Below are 20,547 nucleotides of genomic sequence, written 5' to 3'. Positions count from 1 at the left end.
CCCCATTCGCGGTAACGTGACCCCCGATGAACGCCACCCCCGCAGTCTCCGTGATCATGCCGGTCCTCAATGAGGAGCGGCATCTGCGCAACTCGGTCCGTCACATCCTGGAACAGGATTACGACGGCGAGATGGAGGTGGTGATCGCGATCGGCCCGTCCTCGGACCGCACCGACGAGATCGCCGCCGAGTTGGTGCGCGAGGACCCTCGCGTGCACACCGTCCCGAACCCGACGGGCCGCACGCCCGCCGCGCTGAACGCCGCCATCGAGGCCTCCCGGCACCCCATCGTGGTGCGGGTCGACGGCCACGGCATGCTCTCGCCGAACTACATCGCGACGGCCGTTCGCCTCCTGGAGGAGACGGGCGCGCAGAACGTCGGCGGCATCATGCACGCCGAGGGTGAGAACGCCTGGGAGGAAGCCGTCGCCGCGGCCATGACCTCCAGGATCGGCGTCGGCAACGCGGCCTTCCACACCGGCGGCGAGGCCGCCCCGGCCGAGACCGTCTATCTGGGTGTCTTCCGGCGCGAGGCCCTCGAACAGCAGGGCGGCTACAACGTGGAGTTCGTCCGCGCCCAGGACTGGGAGCTGAACTTCCGGATCCGCGAGGCCGGCGGGCTGATCTGGTTCTCGCCCGAGCTGAAGGTCCAGTACCGGCCGCGGCCCTCGGTGAAGGCCCTCGCCAAGCAGTACAAGGACTACGGCCGCTGGCGGCACGTCGTCGCCCGTTTCCACTCGGGCTCGATCAACCTGCGCTACCTCGCCCCGCCGACCGCCGTCTGCGCGATCGCCGCGGGCATCGTGGTGGGCGTCGCCCTCACCCCGTGGGGCTTCGTCGTCCCGGCCGGCTACCTGGCCGCGATCGTGGGCGGCTCGCTCCCGGCGGGCCAGGGCCTGTCGCCGAAGGCACGGGCGCTGATCCCCGTCGCCCTGGCGACCATGCACATGTCGTGGGGGTACGGCTTCCTGACCAGCCCGCGCGCGCTGGCGAAGAAGGTCATCGCGAGCCGCCGCCCGGCGGTGCGCGAGGCAGAGCCCCAGCCGTAGCCCGGTACGTACGAAGCGATACGTACGAGAAGGGCCCCGGTCACGTCGTGAGCGACGTGACCGGGGCCCTTCTTCGCGTGGCGCCGGCTACCAGCTGAAGTTCTTGTCGACCTGCATGCAGGCGTTCTTGTCCTCGCCGTTGAGCGCCCGCGCCGACTCCGGCGTCTTGTCGTCGGCCTTCGCCGCCGCCTTTGGGAACACACTGCCCGTGCGCCAGTCCGCCCCGACCACCAGCGTGACACCGGAGACGTCGGTGGACTTGCGCACTGACGTCAGCGGTACCCCGATGGCCTTGGCGGCGGCCTGGGCGTCGCCTTCCAGGTCGACGCTGGGGAAGAGGACGGTCGTCCGCTCCTGCGGGCTGAGCCTGGTGTCCGCCTTGGCCAGCGTGAAGCCCTTGGCCGCGAGGGTCTGCGTGACGGCGGCGGCGCGCCCCCGGACCGGGGCCTCGGTCGCGCTGCCGGTGCCGTTCTGCACCATGACGGCGATCTCCGCGGCGGGCGCGGCCTCGTCCTTGGACGAAACGGCCTTCGCCTTCGGCTTCTGCTTCTTGGAGGCCTTGCCGTCCAGCGGGGTGTCCTCACGGACCATCCGGAACAGCTGCTCGGCCTCGTCCTTCTTCGGCTCGACCTTGCCGGCCTTCACCGTGGACTGCTGCCACGGCATCGTGGTCATGGTGATGCGCGAGGTCGGGACCTGCTTGAGGTCCTCGCCCAGGTCGTACAGCTTCTTGACCGTGCCCAGGCCGTCGTCGACGGTGAGGGCGCGGGCGGCGGACTCGGCGAGCTTGCGCAGCTTGATCGGATCGCTGAGCTTGGTGTTCGTCTTCAGCTCGCGCACCATCGAGTTCATGTACATGTGCTGGGCGTGGGTACGGGCGAGGTCGCTGCCGTCCTCGAAGCCGTAGCGGGTACGCAGCCACTGGAGGGCCTGTTCGCCCTTCACCTTGGTGGTGCCCTTCTTCAACTCCAGCCCCGAGCCGTGGCCCAGGCTGTCGCGGGAGCGGACGTTGTCGGAGACACAGACCGGGACGCCGCCGATGGCGTCCGCCATGGACACCACACCACCGAAGTCGATCATCATGAAGTGGTCGATGGTGATGCCGGTCAGGTTGTACCAGGCGGCGACGGTACAGCCGGGGCCGCCGCGGCCGAGGCTCTCATTGGTCATCATCAGCCCGGTGCTCGCCGGGTAGACCTTGGCGGTGTCCGGGTCGGTGCACTTGGGCATCTTGAGCATGGTGTCGCGCGGCATGCTGACGACCGAGATGTTGCTGCGGTCCGCGGAGACGTGCACCAGCATCTGTACGTCCGCGAGCGGCGGGCTGTCGAAGGTGTCCCGGGCGCCGCCGAGCCGCTTGTTCTCGTCGGAGTTACGGGCGTCCGAGCCGATGAGCAGGATGTTCATCGGGGTCTGCCCGGCGGCGTTGGCCTTGTGGTCGGCCATGGCCTTGTCGCCGAGGCTGAGTTCGTCCTTCTTCAGGATGCTGTTGAGGTGGTTGTAGTAGAGGTAGCCGGCACCGGCCAGGGCAAGTATGAGTACCGAGAGGACCATCGCGGTCAGGCGCAGTATTCGGCCCTTCCCGCGCTCCTTCCCCCCGCGCCTTCCGCCGCCCCTGCGCGCGGGCGGGCCGTTTCTCCGGCCCTCCCCGCCCCGGTCGTCGCCGGAGTCGCCACCGCCGTCGCCACTGCCTCCCGCCGCGACCCCCGGGCCGCTCCCACCCTCGTACAGGCTGTCGTCCCAGCCCAGTTCGCGAGCGCGTCGATCGCGTTGTCGCGGTCTGTCACCCCGCACGCTGCTCTGCCCCACCGGATCCCCCGCTTGTTCAGATGTTTCGTACTGCCGGGTGACCCGAGGTCACTTGGCGCACACCGACTTGTCGGCCCCGACCTTCTGGATTCCCGCCGGCGCCTTTGCCGGCGGAGCGATCCGGGTGCCCGCTTCCTTGAAGTCGGCGCCGAGGACCAGGGTCATCGGCTCCAGTCCCTTGGCGTCCTTCGTGCCGGGCTTCATCGCCGCGCCGGGCAGCCCCATCATGTCCGCGAGCCTGCGGGCCTGATCGGCCTGGTTCGGGGCGTACTTCAGGGTCGTCTTCGGCTGGGTGGGGGCGTTGCTCTCGTTGCTGGACTTCGTCACGAGCATCTCGTTCTGCAGCCAGAGCAGCGTCGATGAGGCGGAGCCCGGGGGGCCGCCGCCGTTGTAGACACTGACGCGTACGTCTTCGGCTGCCGACCTGGGGCCCTTGAGCAGCGCCTGTTGCTTGCTCTTGGCCGCCTTCTCCTTCGCCTTCACCTCGGTCAGTGAGGTGTCGGACGCCATCATCGCGAAGAGCGGGTCCGCCTTGGCCTCGTCGACGACGACCGTCGCCTTGACCGTTTCCGCCGGATTGTCGATCACCGGAAGAGTGGTGAAGGTGATGTTCTTCGGGTTGACCTTGCCGAGCTCCATGCCGAGGGCGCGGAGCTTGTCGATGTCACCGATTCCGCTGTCGACCGTCAGCGCCTTGGTGGCGGCCTCCGCCAGGTCGAACACCTTGCTGGGGCTGGTGAGCGTCTCGCTGGACTTCATCTTGCGGATCATCGAGCCCAGGAACTGCTGCTGCGTCTGGATCCGGTCGAGGTCGCTCTCGTTGCCGAAGCTGTGCCGGGTGCGGACGAACGCGAGTGCCTGCTCGCCCTCGATCGTGTGCTTGCCGGCCGCCAGCTTGAGGTGCGAGTCCGGGTCGTCGACATCCTTGGCGACACAGACCTCGACACCGCCGACGGCGCTGGTGAGCGTCTTGACCGCGTTGAAGTCGACCATCATGAAGTGGTCGACGGTCATGCCCGTGAGCTCCTTGACGGTGCGCATGGTGCAGCCCGGGTCGCGGTCGGCCTGCCCGAGGCTGGTGTTGAAGCGGACGTCGCGCTCGCCGGGAACGACTTTCTCGGTGCCGTCGATTTTCGTGGGGCAGTCCGGGATGTCGGTCTTCAGGTCGCGCGGGATCGACAGCGCGGTCGCGTTCGTACGGTCCTTGGAGACATGGAAGAGGATCGTGGTGTCGGCGTGGCCGAGGCTCTCCTTGTCTCCGTAACCCTCGTTGCCCGCGCCCGTGCGCTTGTCCGTTCCGATCACCAGGACGTTGACGGCCTCGTCCTTCTTGAAGCCACCACTGCCCGCACCGGGGACGTCTATCGTGTTGAGGTTCCCGTTGAAGTGCTGGTAGACGAGGTACGCGCCGAGCGAGCTGCCGATGAGAACGAACGCCGTGACGCCGCCGGTCCACAGCAGCGCCTTCTTCTTGCGCGTCTGCTGCGGCTTGCGCTTGCGGCGCCCGGCCTGCGGGCCGGCCTTGTCGTCGCGCGAACCGCCCGCCTTGCCGCCGGCCCGGCGGGTGCGCTGGCCGGGAACCTCGCGTCGCGAGGCGGGAGTTCCGTTCCGGGAAGTCTTTCCGGACGCGGTCCCACCGGAGCCGTCACGGGCAGCTCGTCTGCCCGTGACACTGGCGGAACCACTGTCGGAGGACCTGGGCGATTGCCCAGCGGATTGGTTCAGTCGCAATTCGTAATGACCTGTGGTCGGGTTGAGTACCCACTGGTCTGCGGGGTCGATTTCTTCGGCCCGCCCACGGTTTTGCGCATCCACGGTTGCTTGAGTCCTCCGTCGGAGCCACGCGAGGCGCCTCCCCTCAGGCGCTCGGTCTTTCGATCCAGCAGTGCGACCACGACCTGCGGGCATGAAGCACTGGATCGCGTCACACTATCTGCCCAGTTCAGCGCCGGGCGACGTCCGTGACAAATTCCACTCCTCTTACAACTGGGCAATACGTCCGATAGGCATCGCTTGCCGGGTCTGCCTTGGGCATGGCTTTACTCGCACTTCTCGGTGGCCGCATTGGTCCCGGTGAAAGTCGGTGTGGGGGTGGGGCTCTGCGCACCGGCGTCGTCAGGCTTCTCGTCGGACGAGGAATCGGACTCCTCTTCGCTTTCGGAGGAGGTATCCGAGGTATCCGTTCCCGATTCTTCGGTACCCGCGGGCACGACCGAGACGGGCGCGTCCTCGCGCAACTGCTTGAACAGGCGCCCGGCGTCCGGCTCCACGAGCTCGTCGCGGTTCTGGTTGTTGCTGTACGGCTGCCGGGGCACTGTCATGAACTGCACCTTTTCGGTCGGGATGTTCCGCATCCCGCGCACCAGGTTGTACAGGTCCTTGAGCGAGTCGAGGCCCGGGTCGGTGGTCAGGGACTTCGTCGCCGCGTCCAGCACCGGGTAGAGCCTGGTCGGGTTGAGCAGTACGCCGTTGCTCTGCACCTTGTTGACCAGCGCGCCCAGGAACTGCTGCTGGCGGTCCATGCGTTCGGTGTCACTGCCGTTGCCGATGGACTTGCGCGCCCGTACGTACCCCAGCGCCTCCTCGCCGTTGAGCGCCTGGAGGCCCTTGCCGAGCTTGAGATGGGCGTCCTTGTCGTTGATCGGCTTACTGAGGCAGATCTCGACGCCGTCCACCGCGTCGACCATCCCCTTGAAGCCGTCGAAGTCGACCACCATGTGATGGTTGAGCCGGACGCCGGTGAGCCGCTCGACCGTACGGATCGTGCAGGCCGTCCCGCCGAACTCGAAAGCCCAGTTGAACTGGGCGAATTGCTCCTCCGAGCGGGAGCCGTCGGGCCGCCGGCAGCTGGGGATCTCCACCATCAGGTCGCGGGGGAGCGAGACGGCCGTGGCGCTCTGCCGGTCCGCCGCGAGATGCAGCAGGATCGTGGTGTCGGAGCGCTGGCTGCCCTCGTCCTGGCCGTACTTGCTGTTGCCCTTGCCGGAGCGGGTGTCGGAGCCGATGAGGAGGATGTTCTGGGCGTTCAGCGCGATGGGCGTGGGGCGCTCCCTCTCGTACATCTCCAGCTCCGCGGCGGCGGTCGTGTCGGTGGTGATGTTGCCGTCGAGTTTCTTGTAGAGCCACCAGCCCGCGCCGGCCGCGACGAGCAGGACGAAGGAGGCGCCGACGGCGGTCCAACGCAGCCAGTGGCGCCGGTGGTTGGCGGCCGGGTCCGCGTCGGTTCCCGCCGCCTTGCCGGCGGCGGCGGGCTTGTCGGTGGCCGTGTCGTCGGCGGCTTCGCCGGCCGCGGTGGTGTCCGCGGCGGCCCCGGTGTCAGGGGCTTCGGTGGTGTCAGGAGCCTTAGTGGTGTCCGCACCCGCGTCCGTGCTTGTGCCCGTGCTCGTGCCGGTCTCTTCGTTCCTGCCCTCGGAGGCTTCGCTCTTCGCCTCGTCCTCGGCCGGGGTGTCCGGTCCGGAGGGCGTGCCAGCACTGTCGGTCACGTCTGCGTCCATCCTTCGCGGAGTCGGCGGCGCGCTCGGCCGCCGGTCGCAGGGGTAGACGGCCGAACCTCGCGCTTGGTTGTGCGATGCGTACCGTGGATCATGTACCGGAGTTGATGCGGAGGCCCGGGGGCTCGGCAGTGGGTGGGCCGGACGGGTGGCCCTCAGGGGGCTTGTCGTACTGCGGTGTTGGTGACCCGCTCGCTGTCGACGCGCTTGGCGATGTCCTCGTCGGAGAGCCGGTCGAGGTTCCGGCACAGCACCACGGAGCCCCCGGCGGCGAGTGGCGCGTACAGGCCGCTGGACAGTCCCTGCCAGGAGTCGTACGCCAGCCCCGACAGCAGCCGCGACCCCGCCGCGGCGTCGAGCCCCATCGCCCCGGCGTCCGCGCGGGCTCGCTCGACCAGCTGCGCACCCGTCAGTTCCGTACGCCCGTCCGCGTCCACGACGACGAGGGCGGGGCCGTCCGGGTCGACCCGTTCGAACGGGGCGAAGCGGTCGCCCTGTCCCGGCACTTCCACGGCGTAGTCCGCGAACCCGGCGGGGGGCTGCGGGAAGCGGCCACCCAGGGGGCGCAGGGCGAGCGCGACGCGCTCCCCGCCACAGGCGCGCGCCTCCTCGACCGTGTCGGGTCCCGTGACGACCAGGTCGGCGTCGGCCGGGTCGCCGCCGACCTCCACGACCACGCCCACCGAGGAGCAGGCGAGCAGCCAGGCCGCGGTCTGCCAGTGCGCGGGCAGCAGCAGCGCGAGCCGGTCGCCGGGCGCCGCGCCGAGGTCGCCCTGGAGCAGATTGGCGGTCTTGGCCACCCAATTGGCGAAGGTGGCGACGGACAATTCCACCCGCTCACCGGTGGCGTCGTCGTAGAAGGTGACAAGAGGGCGGGCCGGGTCCGCGGCGAGCGCGGATCGCAGCAGGTCGGCGGGGGTGCGATCGATGGCGTTCACCCGCGCAAGGGTACGTGGCGCCCGGGCGCGGGCGCCGTTGTCCCCGGGCGTCCGCGCGCTCGGGTTAGCCAATTCGGCCGACGCACCATCAGATCCCCAATGGACAGACTTGTACGACTATGTCCAAGATCTGTTGTATGCGTGCCTACCTTGCTTCCGCGATCGGCGTCGCGTGCACCGCCGCTCTGGTCCTCCCGTCCCTCGCCGTGGCCTCTCCCGCACCACCCGCCACGGCAGTCTCAGCGCCCGCACCTGCCAACGAGGTGCTGGCGGGCTCCACCCAGTCCCTGCCACTCGCGCCACTCGTCCCCCGCGGCGAGCGGTCCGCGAGCCCCGCCGCCACCCCACAGGGCGTGGCTGAACGCGACGTACAACCGTTCTCCCTGGTCGGTGTCGTCTGGGACGACGCCGGCACCGAGCTGGACGGCACGGTCCAGGTCCGTACCCGGGCCGCCGGTAAGGGCACCTGGTCCGCCTGGCAGCAGGTCGAGACACACAACAGCGAACACGCCGCCGACCCCGGTACGGCGGAGCGCGACTCGGGGAAGGTCCGCGGCTCGACCGCACCCCTGTGGGTCGGCGCCTCCGACGGCGTCGAAGTACGCGTGCAGCCCGCGAGCACGGAACCGTCCGAGAGCCCGGCGCAGCACAGGAGCGCCGGACAGTCCGAGCGCGTCGCCCGCGCCCCCCTGCCGGCCGGCCTGCGGCTGGAACTCGTCGACCCCGGCGCACCGCCGCCCGCGGGCTCCGCCGCCGACGCCGAGCTGTCCTCGATGGCCACCGAACTCCCGGCCCTGACCAGGGCCGAGACGGAGGCCGACGCGGGACTCGTGGCCGCCAGGCCGTACATCGGCCCGCGCCCGCGCATCATCACGCGCAAGGGATGGGGCGCCGACGAGAAGATGCGGGAGCGCAAGCTCGGCTACACCAAGACGGTGAAGGCCGCCTTCGTGCACCACAGCGCGACCGGCAACAACTACACCTGCAAGCAGGCGAGCTCAGTCCTTCGCAGTATTTACCGCTACCACGTCAAGAGCAGTGGGTGGCGCGACTTCGGCTACAACTTCGCCGTCGACAAGTGCGGAAACATCTACGAAGGCCGGGCAGGCGGTGTGGCCAAGCCCGTTCTCGCGGCGCACACTCTCGGTTTCAACACCAACAGCACGGGCATCGCCGTCCTCGGGTCCTACGCCTCGTCGAACCCGCCCGCCGCCGCGGTGAGCGCGGTCGCCCGCCTCACCGCCTGGAAGCTCGGCCTGCACGGAGCCAACCCCCGCGCCAAGACGACCCTGAAGTCCGGCGGCGGCAATCTGTACAAGAAGGGCAGGAAGGTCAGTCTCCACGTCATCTCAGGACACCGGGACGGATTCGCCACCGAGTGCCCGGGGATCCGCCTCTACAACAAGCTCGGCTCGGCCCGGAGCACCTCGGCCCGCCTCCAGGGCCGCTGACCGGGGGCGTTCTCCCAGTCTGCATACACTGGCCTGCCCGTACCCGGCCGGCCCCAGCAGGAAGCAGAGACGACAAGGTGACTGAAGCGATCCTCCTGGTCGGGGGCAAGGGCACCCGGCTGCGTCCGCTGACGGTGCACACCCCCAAGCCGATGGTCCCGGCGGCAGGCGTCCCCTTCCTCACTCACCAGCTGGCCCGCGCACGGGCGGCCGGAGTCGAACACATCGTGCTGGCGACGTCGTACCTCGCGGAGGTCTTCGAGCCGTACTTCGGAGACGGATCCGAGCTGGGTCTGCACCTGGAGTACGTCACGGAGAACGAGCCGCTCGGCACCGGCGGGGCCATCCGCAATGTCACCTCCAGGCTCCGGTCGGGGCCCGACGAACCGGTCCTCATCTTCAACGGGGACATCCTCACCGGCCTCGACATCGAGGCCCTCGTCTCCACCCACCAGTCCTCGGGCGCGGACGTCTCGCTGCACCTCACCCGGGTCGAGGACCCGCGGGCGTTCGGCCTCGTCCCGACGGACTCCACGGGCCGCGTGACGGCCTTCCTCGAAAAGCCGCAGACCCCCGAGGAAATCGTCACCGACCAGATCAACGCGGGCGCCTACGTCTTCCGCCGCTCGGTCATCGACACCATCCCGGCCGGCCGGCCCGTCTCGGTCGAACGGGAGACCTTCCCCGGCCTGCTCTCCTCCGGAGCCCACCTCCAGGGCATGGTCGACTCCACCTACTGGCTGGACCTCGGCACACCGCAGGCCTTCGTCCGGGGCTCGGCCGACCTCGTCATGGGCAGGGCCCCGTCCCCGGCGGTCCCCGGCCGCTGCGGCGACCGGCTGGTCCTGCCCACCGCCTCCGTCGCCACCGACGCCAAACTGACCGGCGGCACGGTGGTGGGCGACGGGGTGATCGTCGGCGAAGGGGCGCGCATCGACGGCAGCGCGGTGCTGACCGGCGCGGTCATCGGGGCGGGTGCGGTGATTTCCGACTCACTGATCGGCGCGGGCGCACGCGTCGGCGACCGCACGGTGCTGTCCGGCGCTGTCGTCGGCGACGGCGCGACGGTGGGCGCCGACAACGAACTCCGGGACGGCGTACGGGTGTGGTGCGGCGCGTCGATCCCGGACGCGGCGATCCGCTTCTCCTCGGACCAGTAGGAGACCCGGGGGAGACCCCGGAGGAGTCCTGCGGGACCACCGGGACGGCGGTTACGCTCGGGACCGTGGCCGGCCGATTCCCCCCTCGACGCACCGCTGTGCCGCCGCCCCGTACGGAAACCGCGACACGGGTCGGCGGCTCCGGCGCGCCCCTGCCCGACGTCGACCTCGCCCTCGTGCTGGGCCCGCTGCGCCGGGGCCCCTGGGACCCGACGTTCCGCCGGACGCCGGACGGCGCCCACTGGCGGGCCAGCCGCACCCCGGCGGGCCCCGGCACCCTGCGGGTGGCGGCCCCCGGCGGCGTGATCGACGCGACGGCGTGGGGCCCGGGAGCGGACTGGCTCCTGGCCCAACTGCCGCCGCTCCTCGGCTCCTTGGACGACCCGTCACTCTTCACCGCGCACCACCGGCTGGTCGCGGAGAGCCTGCGGCGCCGGCCCGGTCTGCGGCTGGGGCGCACCGGCCTGGTCCTCGAATCCCTGATCCCGTCGATCCTGGAACAGAAGGTCACCACCGACGAGGCGTACCGCGCCTGGCGCCGGCTCGTGCAGACCCACGGCGAACCGGCACCCGGCCCGGCCCCCGTCCCGCTCCACGTCATGCCCGACCCCCGCACCTGGGCGCTGATCCCCTCCTGGGACTGGCATCGCGCGGGCGTGGACAACAAGCGCTCGTCGACGATCCTGCGGGCGGTACGGGTGGCCGCGCGGCTGGAGGAGGCCGCGGCGATGCCTCTCGCGTCGGCGTCCGCCCGCCTCCAACTGATCCCGGGCATCGGCCCCTGGACGGCGGCGGAGACGCTGCAACGCAGCAATGGCGACCCCGACGCGGTCACGGTCGGCGACCTCCACCTGCCCGGCATCGTCGGCCACGCGCTGGCGGGCGACCGGACCACGGACGACGAGGCGATGCTGAAACTCCTGGCCCCGTACGAGGGCCAGCGCCACCGGGCCGCCCGCCTGATCATGCTGTCGGGCCACACCCCACCCCGCCGCGCACCCCGGATGTACCGGAACGACATCGCCCGGCTGTGACGCGGGCGCAGCCGTCGCCCGGCCGTCGGCGAGTGGGCGGGCGCCTGCGCCGGTTCCGGGAAGGGGCGGGGCGGGGCGGGGGGATCAACCCCCGCGCCGCATCCTCACCGCACCTCGATGAACGCTCCCGCGTCCCGCGCGGCCCGAGCGACCGGCGGAGCCCCCGCGTGGCCCACCGCGACCGCCCCCATGGGATCCCAGCCGGCCGGCAGCCCCAGCACGTCGCGCACCACGTCTCGGCAGAACATCGTCGAGGAAACCCATGCGGAGCCCAGCCGCTCACCCGCCAGCGCGACCAGGAAGTTCTGCACCCCGGCGCCCGCCGCGACCACGAACATCTCGCGCTCCGCCGTGTCCCGGCGCACGTCGCCGTACACATGCGAGCCGTCCATCACCAGGCACGGAACCACCAGGTACGGCGCCCGGCGCAGGAAGTCGCCGCGCCGCACCCGCTTCGCGATGGACTCCGCCGACTTCTCGTCGTCCCGCAGGTCCGCGATCCACGCGTCCCGCATCGCGTCGAGCAGCCCGACCCGCGAGGCCTGCGACTCCAGGAGCACGAAGCGCCACGGCGTCGTGTGGTGCGGCGCGGGCGCCGTGACGGCCGCGGCCACCGCGCGCCGTACCGCCGCCGGATCCACCGGCTCGTCCGTGAATTCGCGCACCGTACGCCGCAGCGTCACGGCCTCGCGTACCGCCTCCGACGTACCGAGCCGGAACATGTCGTCGGCGGCGCCGCGCACCATCGCCCGCGCGCCCTCCCAGCCGGAACCGGCAGCGGGGCCGGAAGCACCGCTACCACCGGGCCCGGCCACTACCTGGGACATGCCCCGGACCACCGCGATCGGCAGCCCCTCCGCCTTGCCCTTCACCAGGTCGCCCGCCGCGGCCAGCTCGTCCGCGGTGGCGACGACCGTCGCGCTGAGCGGATTGCCGTGCGCGTCGGTGCCGCCCCGCAGATCGTCGAGGACACGCACCCCCGCCGCCCCGATCGCGACGTCCGTCAGACCGTTGCGCCAGGGCCGCCCGAAGGTGTCCGTGACCAGGACCCCGACGTTGACACCCAGCGCGTCCCGCAGCCCGTCCCGGATCAGCCGTGCCGATGCGTCCGGATCGACGGGCAGCAGCAGTACGGTCCCGGCGGGCGTGTTGGAGGCGTCGACGCCGGCCGCCGCCATGACGAGGCCCTGCCGGTTCTCGACGATACGAAGCGTCCCGCGCCGCGCGACCACGCGTACCGTCTCCGCGTCGATCGCCGCCTCGCGGTCGGCCGCCTCCACGACACGCCCCTCGGCCTTGCTCACGATCTTCGAGGTGACCAGCACGACGTCACCGTCGACGAGTCCGGGCCCGGCGGCCACGATCAACTTGGCGAGGTCGTCACCCGCCCGCACTTCCGGCAGTCCGGGCACCGCCCAGACCCGGAGGGACGGCGGTGAGGGCGACGGCGCCGGCGGTGCGGACGGGTCACTCACGCCCGTACCTCCTCGGCCAGCGCCAGCGCCTCGCGGGCCATCTGCGCGGTGGTCTCGATGTCGGTCATCATCAGCGGCACGGCCCGGCACTTGATGCCCGCGCTCTCGACCTCGTCCACCACACCCGCGTCCACCGTGTCGACGAGCCAGCCGTCGAGCAGCCCCGACCCGTAGTGCTGGGCGACCGCCGCGGCCGTCGACTCGACGCCCACCGCGGCCAGCACCTTGTCCGCCATGCCGCGCACCGGGGCGTCGCCGACGATGGGGGAGAGGCCGACGACCGGCACCCCCGCCTCGGCGATGGCCTCACGAATGCCCGGCACGGCCAGGATCGTGCCGATGCTGACCACCGGGTTGGACGGCGGGAAGACGATGACGTCGGCCTCGGCGATGGCATCCAGCACCCCCGGGGCCGGCTTCGACTGCTCCGCGCCGACCGGCACGACCGCCTGGGCGTCCACGGACGCCCGCAGCTTCACCCAGTACTCCTGGAAGTGGATGGCCTTGCGCTCGCCGTCCACATCGACGGCGACATGCGTCTCGATGCGGTCGTCGGACATCGGCAGCAACCGCACACCCGGCTTCCAGCGGGCGCACAGTGCCTCGGTGACGGCGCTCAGCGGATAGCCCGCGCCGAGCATCTGCGTACGCACGATGTGCGTCGCGAAGTCGCGGTCGCCGAGTCCGAACCACTCCGGTCCGACGCCGTACGCCGCGAGCTCCGACTTCACCCGGAAGCTCTCGTCCGTACGCCCCCAGCCCTGCTCCTCGTTGATGCCACCGCCGAGGGTGTACATCACGGTGTCGAGGTCGGGGCAGACCTTCAGGCCGAACAGATGGATGTCGTCACCGGTGTTGCCGATGACCGTGATGTCCGCGTCGGGCGCGGCCGATTTGAGGCCGCGGAGGAAGCGAGCGCCACCGATACCGCCTGCCAGAACCACAATGCGCATGCGGACAGTCTGTCAGCCGCGGCCCGACGCGTTGCGGGGTGGTGGCCGGGCGGCGGGAGGGCCCGTCAGACCGCTACGACATCCTCGGCGGCCGGCGAGCACTGGGCGGCGTGCATCGGCATTTCGGTGAGGCCCGGGAAGTACACGTGCAGGCTGACCGCGGGCTCCAGCGAGTCGTTGACGACCTCGTGGGCGTACCCGGGGGCGAACACGCGCTGCGCGCCCGCACCGAGCGTGCGCTGCGCCCGCTCGGTGCGCTCGGTCAACTGTCCGTCGAGGACGGTCAGTACGCCGGAGGACAGGCCGTGGTCGTGCAGACCGCTGCCCTGTCCCGGCACCCAACTGAGCAGCCAGACCTCGTAACCGGGGCCGGTGCGGAGCCGGTGGTACCAGCGGGTGGTCGCGTCGTACTCGACGAGGTCCTGCCACTGCGCGCGGTCGGCGGCGATGGAGCGTGCCAGGCCGACGAATTCGGCCACGGTGGCCGGGTGCTCGCGGGCGGGCTGGAGGAGGTGCTGGACGGCGAGGATGTCGCCGGCGATCTGGAGGTCGCTCTCGACGGGGGCGCCGGTGGTGGTGCTGGTGCTGTTCATGATGCGGGGGTTCCTCGGCATGAGTGCTGGGGTGTCGCAAGAAGAAGTGTCAGAGGTGACACTGTGTCACGAATGCGATGTCACGGAGAGTGAGCTGGAGCGCGAAGGCTTCAACAGCTGGAACAGCAACAGCGGGCCTGGACAGCGCAACGGAACCCACGTGTGTGGGTCCGGGGGCGCGCTGCGGTCTCTGGCATGAAATCAAGAAGACATGTTTGCTCACTCCCTGTCAACCCCGTGACCGTTTTGGCGGTAATGTTTCACCTCATCCGGTTACAGGATGCGGAGAAAGGTTTGTGCAGGTGGCGGCGCGGAGATGTGGCGCATCAACCGCACAAACAAACGCCGTTGCGGCCTCGTGATCGGACTGTGATCCGGGTCGCTTCTGCGGACGAATCGCAACAAGATCCAACGCCAGCGCATCCTTCCCCGGTGAGAGGGAAGGCGTGAATGAGCCTTTGGCATGTGTCACAGTTTTTGGTGATTTGAACACTTTCCGCATAACCTTGGTTCCGCAGAGTGAATATCGGGCCCAATAGCAGATCTCGGCTTGACTGGCCCGGATCGGCGCACTTGTAATTTCACTCGTGTCGTTTCGGCCGAAAATCGGTTACGGCCAGATCACGGGGAAGCAAAAGACAGACGAGGGGCGCACATGACCGAGCTGTTCCAGCAACTGCTGGTCGAGGACGCGGACGAGGAACTCGGCTGGCAGGAGCGCGCGTTGTGCGCCCAGACCGATCCCGAGTCCTTCTTTCCCGAAAAGGGTGGTTCCACCCGTGAGGCCAAGAAGGTCTGCCTCGCCTGTGAGGTCCGCTCCGAATGCCTTGAGTACGCGCTGTCCAACGACGAGCGGTTCGGAATCTGGGGCGGCCTGTCCGAGCGTGAACGCCGGCGGCTGAAGAAAGCCGCTGTCTGACCGGGACGCGGCTCTCCGAGCGCCGCGTCCCGGTACCGACCGGTGCCGAACCGCACAAGCCCGTACGTAATGAACGGTCCGTCGTCCGCATCCGATCTGCGGGCGGCGGACCGCTGTGTTGCTCAGCCGTTAGTGTGGGCCGCTGTCCGAGACGCACCAAAGCCCCCACGGGGCGCGGGCGTCCACACAGCAGACAGCAGCCTTCCGGGGGGCGACCCCCGGACCCCGGCCGGAGGGCCCGTACCCCGATGTCCGTGCACAGCCAAACGTCGGCGCCGTACGCGGCGGCCGCGCCCGAGTTCCCCCGGCATGTCGTCACCGCCGTGCTCGTCTCCCACGACGGTGCCCGCTGGCTGCCCGACGCCCTCGCCGGACTGCTGGGGCAGGAGCGCCCCGTCCAGAACGCCGTCGCCGCCGACACAGGCAGCGCCGACGACTCCGCCCAACTCCTCGCGGATGCCTTCGGCGCCGAGCGCGTGCTGCACCTCGCACGCCGCTCCGGCTTCGGAACGGCCGTCGACGAGGCGGTCCGCACGGCAGTTGTCCTCACCCCCGAAGAGCTGCCCTACCTGAAGCGGCCGAGCGGCTGGGACCCCGTGAGCAGGACGTGGCACGACGACGCGTACGACATGCCCGACCTCCCGCACGGCGAGCCGGTCCAGTGGCTCTGGCTGCTGCACGACGACTGCGCGCCCGACCCCGGCGCCCTCGCGGAACTGCTGCGCGTCGCGGACTCCGACCGGCACGCCGCGATCATCGGCCCCAAACTGCGCGGCTGGTACGACCGCAAACAGCTCCTCGAAGTCGGCGTCTCCATCGCCAACAGCGGTCGCCGCTGGACCGGCCTGGACCGGCGCGAGCAGGACCAGGGCCAGCACGACCAGGTCCGCTCGGTCCTCTCGGTGTCCACGGCGGGCATGCTCGTCCGGCGTGACGTGTGGGAGGAGCTCGGCGGCTTCGACCGCAGGCTGCCGCTCATGCGCGACGACGTCGACCTGTGCTGGCGCGCGCACGCCGCCGGCCACCGGGTGCTCGTCGCCCCCGACGCGGTGCTGCGGCACGCGGAGGCGTCGGCGCGCGAGCGCCGGCCCATCGACTGCGCCGGACGGTCGGTCGCGGGCCCGCACCGCGTCGACAAGGCCGGCGCCGTCTACACGATGCTCGTCAACGCACGCGGCGCCCTGCTGCCGTACGTCATGCTGCGCCTCGTCCTCGGAACGCTGCTGCGCACACTCGCCTACCTGGTGGGCAAGGTGCCCGGCCAGGCGGTCGACGAGGTCACCGGACTCTTCGGCACCCTGCTCCGCCCGGGGAAGATCCTCGCGGCCAGAAAGCGGCGCGGAAAGGGCACGGTCGAGGCGAGCGAACTGCGCCCGCTGTTCCCGCCGACCGGCGCGACCATCAGGGCCACCTTCGAACAGGTGGCGGGCAGCTTCGGCAGCAGCACGGAGGCCGACGCCGGCTCACGGCACGGCGTCGCCGAGTCGGGACCCGGCGGGGACGAGGCGGACTTCATGGAGGTCGAGCAGTTCGTCCGGGTGAAGCGCGTCGTGCGCAAGCCGGGCCCGGTGCTCTTCGCCCTGCTGCTGCTCGTCTCGCTCATCGCCTGCCGTGGACTCCTCGGCGGCGGCGCACTGGCGGGCGGCGCCCTGCTGCCCGCGCCGTCCGACGTCGGCGACCTATGGTCCCGCTACGCCGACGTCTGGCACCCCATCGGGACGGGCGGCACCCAGACGGCGCCCCCGTACCTCGGGATGCTCGCGGCCCTGTCGGCCCTCTTCCTCGGCTCCACCGGCTTCGCGCTCACCGTGCTCCTGGTCTGCTCGGTGCCGCTGGCCGGACTCGCCGCCTACTTCGTCTCGCGCCCGCTAGTCGAGTCCCGCCTGCTGCGGGCCTGGGCGAGCGTCGCGTACGCCTTCCTGCCCGCTGCCACCGGCGCCCTCGCGAGCGGCCGGCTCGGGACCGCCGTGCTGGCGATCCTGCTGCCGCTGATCGCACGGTGCGCCGTCGCCGCGAGCGGTCTGCGCACCGGGGGCGCACGCTCCAGCTGGCGCGCCGTCTGGGCGTACGCGCTCCTGCTGACCCTCGCGATGGCCTTCACCCCCGTCGTGTGGCCGATCGCCCTGGTGCTCGGCCTCGGCGTGCTGGTGCTGCGCCGCGACGACCTCCCGGCGTACGGACTGCGCTTCCTGGCCGCACTCGGCACCCCGGTGCTGATGCTGGCTCCCTGGTCGCTCTCCCTGCTGACCGGACCGGCCGGCTTCTTCCGCGAGGCGGGCCTGGAATTCGGTACCGGCGCGGCCACCGCGCTCGACCTGCTGGGCGCGAGCCCCGGCGGGCCGAAGGCCGTGGGCGGCCTGCTGCTCATCGGCATCGTCCTCGCGGCGCTGGCCGCCCTGCTGCGCGGCGAGCGGCAGTTCGCCGTCCGCGCGGCCTGGGCCGTCGCTCTCGTCGGCCTCGTGTTCGCCGTCCTGTCGAACAACGAAGGCTGGGCCGGACCCGCGACCCTCGTCTACGGCATCGCGCTGATCGGTGCGACCGTGCTGGGCGCCGACGGTGCGCGCGATCGCGTCGCCACCCAGAGCTTCGGCTGGCGCCAGCCCGTCGCGGTACTGATCGCCTTCGCCGCCGCGGCGGGACCGCTGCTCGCGGCCGCCGGCTGGATGCTGAGCGGCGCCGCCGGGCCGCTCGAACGGCGCGACCCGGTACAGGTGCCGGCGTTCGTCGCGGAGGAGAGCGGCACCCGAGACCAGGCGCGCACCCTCGTCCTCGGCGGCACCTCGGCCGCGAAGGTCTCGTACACGCTCGTCCGTGGTTCCGGCGCCGCCCTCGGCGACGGGGAGCTCGCCGAGGCGGCGGGCGGCAACCCGGAACTCAACAAGATCGTTTCCAATCTGGTGGCGGGTTCCGGCGCCGACCAGGCGGGCCAGCTCGGCGGGTACGCGGTGCGGTACGTCCTCGTGCGGGACGGGGCGCCGCGCGCGATGAGCCGGGTGCTCGACTCCACGCCGGGCCTGAGCCGGCTGAGCCAGCTCGACGGCAGCGCGCTGTGGCGCGTCGACCGGCAGGTCGCGCGGGCCACCATCGTCTCGGGCAAGGAGGGCGGCGAGCCGCTGTCCGTCGCATCGAGCCGGGTCGAGGCACATACGAAGATCCCGGCGGGCGAAGCGGGCCGCACCCTGCGGATCGCGGACGCCGCAGACGAGGGCTGGCAGGCCACGCTCGACGGGCGCGCCCTGACGAAGAAGACCGTGGACGGCTGGGCGCAGGGCTTCGAACTGCCCACCGAGGGCGGTCGGCTCGACCTGACCTACGAATCGTCCGTCGCCCACACGGCGTGGACCTGGACCCAGGCGGGGCTCGCCCTGCTCCTGCTGGTCCTCGCGCTGCCGGGCCGCCGCCGCGAGGTCGACGACGACCTGCCCGATGAGGAGCCCGAGGTGGTCGCCGCCGAGCCGGTGGCGGGCGAGGGGCGCAGGGCGCGCAGGCTGCGCGCGGCAGCGCAGGCGGAGAGTGCGCACGCCCCCCTGGACGGCGACGCGGAGCAGGCCCCCGTGCCGCCCGCCGAGGACCCGTACGGCCAGGTACCCGGCCAGGTCCCGCAGGACGACACCTTCGCCCCGCAGCAGGCCGGCGAGGTCCCGTACGGGGCGGTGCCGCAGCAGCAGTACGGGGAGTGGGACGCGCAGACCTACCCGGACGCCGAGTACGCACAGCAGCAACAGCAGCAGTACGCCCAGGAGCCGGTGCGGCAGTACGGCGACGAGCGGTACCAGGGCGCTCAGCAGCAGGGCGTCCCGTACCCGGAGGGGCAGTACCCGCAGGGCCAGTACGGCGACGGCCAGAACTACGCCGGTGAGCAGTACCAGGCGGAGCCGTATCGGACGGAGCCGTACCAGGAGGGCCAGTACGACCCGTACGGCTACGGGCAACAGCAGCAGCCCTACGAGCCCTACGCCGTGGACCCCGACACCGAGAACGAGAACGAGCAGCGCCCCGACGGGAGCACCAACCGATGAACCGCAGCACCCTCTCCCTGCTCGCCGTCACCACCGCCCTCGCCGCTGTCACCGGCTTCGCCGTGGTTTCCGCGCCGGACGGTGGCACGGAAAAGGCCGCGACGGCGACACCGGCGCGGCGGCCCGTCGAGCGCTCCAGCCTGCTCTGCCCCGCGCCGAGCACGTCCGACCTCGCCGAGACGACGTACACCTCGTTCACCCCGCCCGGCAAAAGCGGCGCGGCGAAGACGGGCTCCGCGGAGCTCGCCCCCACCGACGCCACCTTGGTGGACCCGGACGAGGGCAAGGGCAAGAAGGACGACAAGAAGAAGGCCGGGGCGGGTGCCGGGAAGGTGCGCGAGAGCAAGCCCGTCCTCTCGCTGAAGGAGCCCGGCAAGCCTGCCACCGCCGAGGCCTCCGGCGCCGAATCCCCGGCCCTGGTGGGCGCCGCCGACGGGCCGCTCGCTCCCGGCTGGACCGCCCAGCAGACCACCAAGATCACCGCGGGCAGCGCGCGCGGCCTGCTCGGCGTCAGCTGCACCGCGCCCGACACCGACTTCTGGTTCCCCGGAGCGAGCACCGGGGCATCGCGGCAGGACTACGTCCACCTCACCAACCCCGACGACACCGCCGCGGTCGCCGACATCGAGTTGTACGGCAAGGACGGCGCTCTCAAGTCCGAGGCGGGGGAAGGGATCACGGTCCCCGCCAGGTCCACCGTCCCCGTGCTGCTCTCCACGCTGACCGCGGACCGCGCCGAGAACGCGACGGTCCACGTCACCACCCGCTCCGGCCGCGTCGGCGCCGTCGTCCAGGCGATGGACGGCAAGCTCGGCAGCGACTGGCTGGCTTCCTCCGCCGGTCCGGGAAGCACCGCGGTACTCCCCGGCATCCCGGCGGACGCCACATCGGTGCGCCTGGTGGTCTTCGCGCCCGGTGACGACGACGCGGACCTCAAGGTGCGCCTGGCCGGCCCGAGCGGCTCGCTCGCCCCGGCGGGCAGCGAGACCCTGCACGTGAAGTCGGGAATGACCTCCTCGGTCGACCTGCAGGACGTCACCAAGGGCGAGCCGGGATCCCTGGTGCTGACCCCGGCGCAGGGCACGGCGCCGGTGGTCGCGGCGCTGCGCGTCGTACGAGGCAAGGGCGCCGCTCAGGAAGTGGCGTACATCCCGGCGACCGCCCCGGTGGGCGAGCGCGCGACGGCGGCCGACAACAGGGCCAAGGGGTCGATCCTGTCGCTGACCGCGCCGGGCGCCGCAGCCAAGGTCAAGGTCACCGCGTCGGCGGGCAGCGAGGGCGGCGAGCCGGTCGTCGAGACGTACACCGTCAAGGCGGGCACCACGCTCGCGGTGGAGAAGCCGCCGGTCCCGGCCGGGCTCAAGGGGTCGTACGCCCTGACGGTCGAGCCGCAGTCGGGCGGCCCCGTCCACGCCTCCCGCGCGCTCGCACTGCCTGAGGACGGCATCCCGATGTTCACCGTGCAGACGCTGCCGGACGACCGGGGCACGGTCTCGGTACCGGAGGCGGAGCAGGACCTGTCGGTCCTGGACGACTGAGACGCCGGGCGGGGGTGTTTCCGGGCCGCCACGCACGCGTGGCGGCCCGGAAACCCGAAACCGCTCCGGGGGCGTATCCAGTGCCGCCGCGCCGAGGCCCGCCCCGGTCGCCCAGTCG

General features: G+C 71.3%; 14 protein-coding genes. 7 read left to right on the top strand and 7 right to left on the bottom strand.

Features of this window, described 5'->3' with window-relative positions; translation table 11 throughout:
* Positions 1-26: 26 nt before the first annotated feature.
* Positions 27-1,049, top strand: a complete 1,023-nt coding sequence (locus tag ACLLJJ_RS13660) for a glycosyltransferase family 2 protein (RefSeq protein ID WP_434590470.1) — start codon at positions 27-29, stop codon at positions 1,047-1,049.
* 87 nt (positions 1,050-1,136) lie between these two features.
* Here ACLLJJ_RS13660 and ACLLJJ_RS13655 read toward each other — a convergent pair whose 3' ends face one another.
* The 4 genes from ACLLJJ_RS13655 to ACLLJJ_RS13640 form a co-directional block, all read right to left on the bottom strand.
* The gene (locus ACLLJJ_RS13655; protein ID WP_434590468.1) at positions 1,137-2,858 is read right to left on the bottom strand and encodes an LCP family protein; all 1,722 of its coding nucleotides are present in this window, start codon (positions 2,856-2,858) and stop codon (positions 1,137-1,139) included.
* A gap of 48 nt (positions 2,859-2,906) precedes the next feature.
* Entirely contained in the window at positions 2,907-4,673 is a 1,767-nt protein-coding gene (locus tag ACLLJJ_RS13650; RefSeq protein WP_434590465.1) for an LCP family protein, read from the bottom strand.
* A 224-nt stretch (positions 4,674-4,897) separates the two neighbouring features.
* Positions 4,898-6,352: an LCP family protein gene (locus tag ACLLJJ_RS13645; RefSeq protein WP_434590463.1), complete on the bottom strand. Its 1,455-nt coding sequence runs from the start codon at positions 6,350-6,352 to the stop codon at positions 4,898-4,900.
* A gap of 152 nt (positions 6,353-6,504) precedes the next feature.
* Positions 6,505-7,287 (bottom strand): TIGR03089 family protein, encoded by a 783-nt coding sequence (locus ACLLJJ_RS13640; protein ID WP_434590460.1) that lies wholly within the window; start codon positions 7,285-7,287, stop codon positions 6,505-6,507.
* A gap of 137 nt (positions 7,288-7,424) precedes the next feature.
* On the opposite strand from ACLLJJ_RS13640, the gene ACLLJJ_RS13635 reads away from it, so the two are divergent.
* From ACLLJJ_RS13635 to ACLLJJ_RS13625, 3 genes are all read left to right on the top strand, one after another.
* Entirely contained in the window at positions 7,425-8,738 is a 1,314-nt protein-coding gene (locus tag ACLLJJ_RS13635; protein ID WP_434590458.1) for an N-acetylmuramoyl-L-alanine amidase, read from the top strand.
* A gap of 77 nt (positions 8,739-8,815) precedes the next feature.
* Complete coding sequence (locus ACLLJJ_RS13630) at positions 8,816-9,898, top strand: sugar phosphate nucleotidyltransferase (RefSeq protein ID WP_434590455.1); 1,083 nt, start codon at positions 8,816-8,818, stop codon at positions 9,896-9,898.
* Positions 9,899-9,963: 65 nt separating this feature from the next.
* Entirely contained in the window at positions 9,964-10,932 is a 969-nt protein-coding gene (locus tag ACLLJJ_RS13625; protein ID WP_434590452.1) for a DNA-3-methyladenine glycosylase family protein, read from the top strand.
* 104 nt (positions 10,933-11,036) lie between these two features.
* Here ACLLJJ_RS13625 and ACLLJJ_RS13620 read toward each other — a convergent pair whose 3' ends face one another.
* The 3 genes from ACLLJJ_RS13620 to ACLLJJ_RS13610 all read right to left on the bottom strand — a co-directional run bounded on the left by ACLLJJ_RS13620 (position 11,037) and on the right by ACLLJJ_RS13610 (position 13,953).
* Positions 11,037-12,407 (bottom strand): coenzyme F420-0:L-glutamate ligase, encoded by a 1,371-nt coding sequence (locus ACLLJJ_RS13620; protein ID WP_434590449.1) that lies wholly within the window; start codon positions 12,405-12,407, stop codon positions 11,037-11,039.
* A complete protein-coding gene (gene cofD, locus ACLLJJ_RS13615) occupies positions 12,404-13,360 on the bottom strand; it encodes a 2-phospho-L-lactate transferase (protein WP_434590447.1) in 957 nt (318 codons plus the stop codon). Before cofD ends, ACLLJJ_RS13620 begins: the two co-directional genes overlap by 4 nt.
* A gap of 65 nt (positions 13,361-13,425) precedes the next feature.
* The gene (locus ACLLJJ_RS13610; protein ID WP_434590444.1) at positions 13,426-13,953 is read right to left on the bottom strand and encodes a cysteine dioxygenase; all 528 of its coding nucleotides are present in this window, start codon (positions 13,951-13,953) and stop codon (positions 13,426-13,428) included.
* 655 nt (positions 13,954-14,608) lie between these two features.
* Here ACLLJJ_RS13610 and ACLLJJ_RS13605 point away from each other — a divergent pair.
* The 3 genes from ACLLJJ_RS13605 to ACLLJJ_RS13595 all read left to right on the top strand — a co-directional run bounded on the left by ACLLJJ_RS13605 (position 14,609) and on the right by ACLLJJ_RS13595 (position 20,429).
* Positions 14,609-14,872, top strand: a complete 264-nt coding sequence (locus ACLLJJ_RS13605) for a WhiB family transcriptional regulator (protein WP_030927001.1) — start codon at positions 14,609-14,611, stop codon at positions 14,870-14,872.
* Between the two features lie 248 nt (positions 14,873-15,120).
* Entirely contained in the window at positions 15,121-18,891 is a 3,771-nt protein-coding gene (locus tag ACLLJJ_RS13600; RefSeq protein WP_434590440.1) for a glycosyltransferase, read from the top strand.
* Positions 18,888-20,429, top strand: a complete 1,542-nt coding sequence (locus tag ACLLJJ_RS13595; RefSeq protein WP_434590437.1) for a DUF5719 family protein — start codon at positions 18,888-18,890, stop codon at positions 20,427-20,429. Before ACLLJJ_RS13600 ends, ACLLJJ_RS13595 begins: the two co-directional genes overlap by 4 nt.
* The last annotated feature ends 118 nt before the right edge of the window (positions 20,430-20,547 follow it).

Origin of the sequence: Streptomyces sp. A5-4, assembly GCF_051131715.1 — a bacterium.
In the GTDB taxonomy this organism is placed as follows: Bacteria; Actinomycetota; Actinomycetes; order Streptomycetales; family Streptomycetaceae; genus Streptomyces.
Note: the sequence above shows the minus strand (reverse complement) of the source record. Positions and strands in the feature narration are given on the sequence as shown.

Bases quoted from the DNA above. Each gene is read 5' to 3' on its own strand.
- ACLLJJ_RS13660 (WP_434590470.1), top strand. From the start codon at position 27: ATGAACGCCACCCCCGCAGTCTCCGTGATCATGCCGGTCCTCAATGAG.
- ACLLJJ_RS13645 (WP_434590463.1), bottom strand. From the start codon at position 6,352: ATGGACGCAGACGTGACCGACAGTGCTGGCACGCCCTCCGGACCGGAC.
- ACLLJJ_RS13635 (WP_434590458.1), top strand. From the start codon at position 7,425: ATGCGTGCCTACCTTGCTTCCGCGATCGGCGTCGCGTGCACCGCCGCT.
- cofD (WP_434590447.1), bottom strand. From the start codon at position 13,360: ATGCGCATTGTGGTTCTGGCAGGCGGTATCGGTGGCGCTCGCTTCCTC.
- ACLLJJ_RS13610 (WP_434590444.1), bottom strand. From the start codon at position 13,953: ATGAACAGCACCAGCACCACCACCGGCGCCCCCGTCGAGAGCGACCTC.
- ACLLJJ_RS13605 (WP_030927001.1), top strand. From the start codon at position 14,609: ATGACCGAGCTGTTCCAGCAACTGCTGGTCGAGGACGCGGACGAGGAA.
- ACLLJJ_RS13600 (WP_434590440.1), top strand. From the start codon at position 15,121: ATGTCCGTGCACAGCCAAACGTCGGCGCCGTACGCGGCGGCCGCGCCC.
- ACLLJJ_RS13595 (WP_434590437.1), top strand. From the start codon at position 18,888: ATGAACCGCAGCACCCTCTCCCTGCTCGCCGTCACCACCGCCCTCGCC.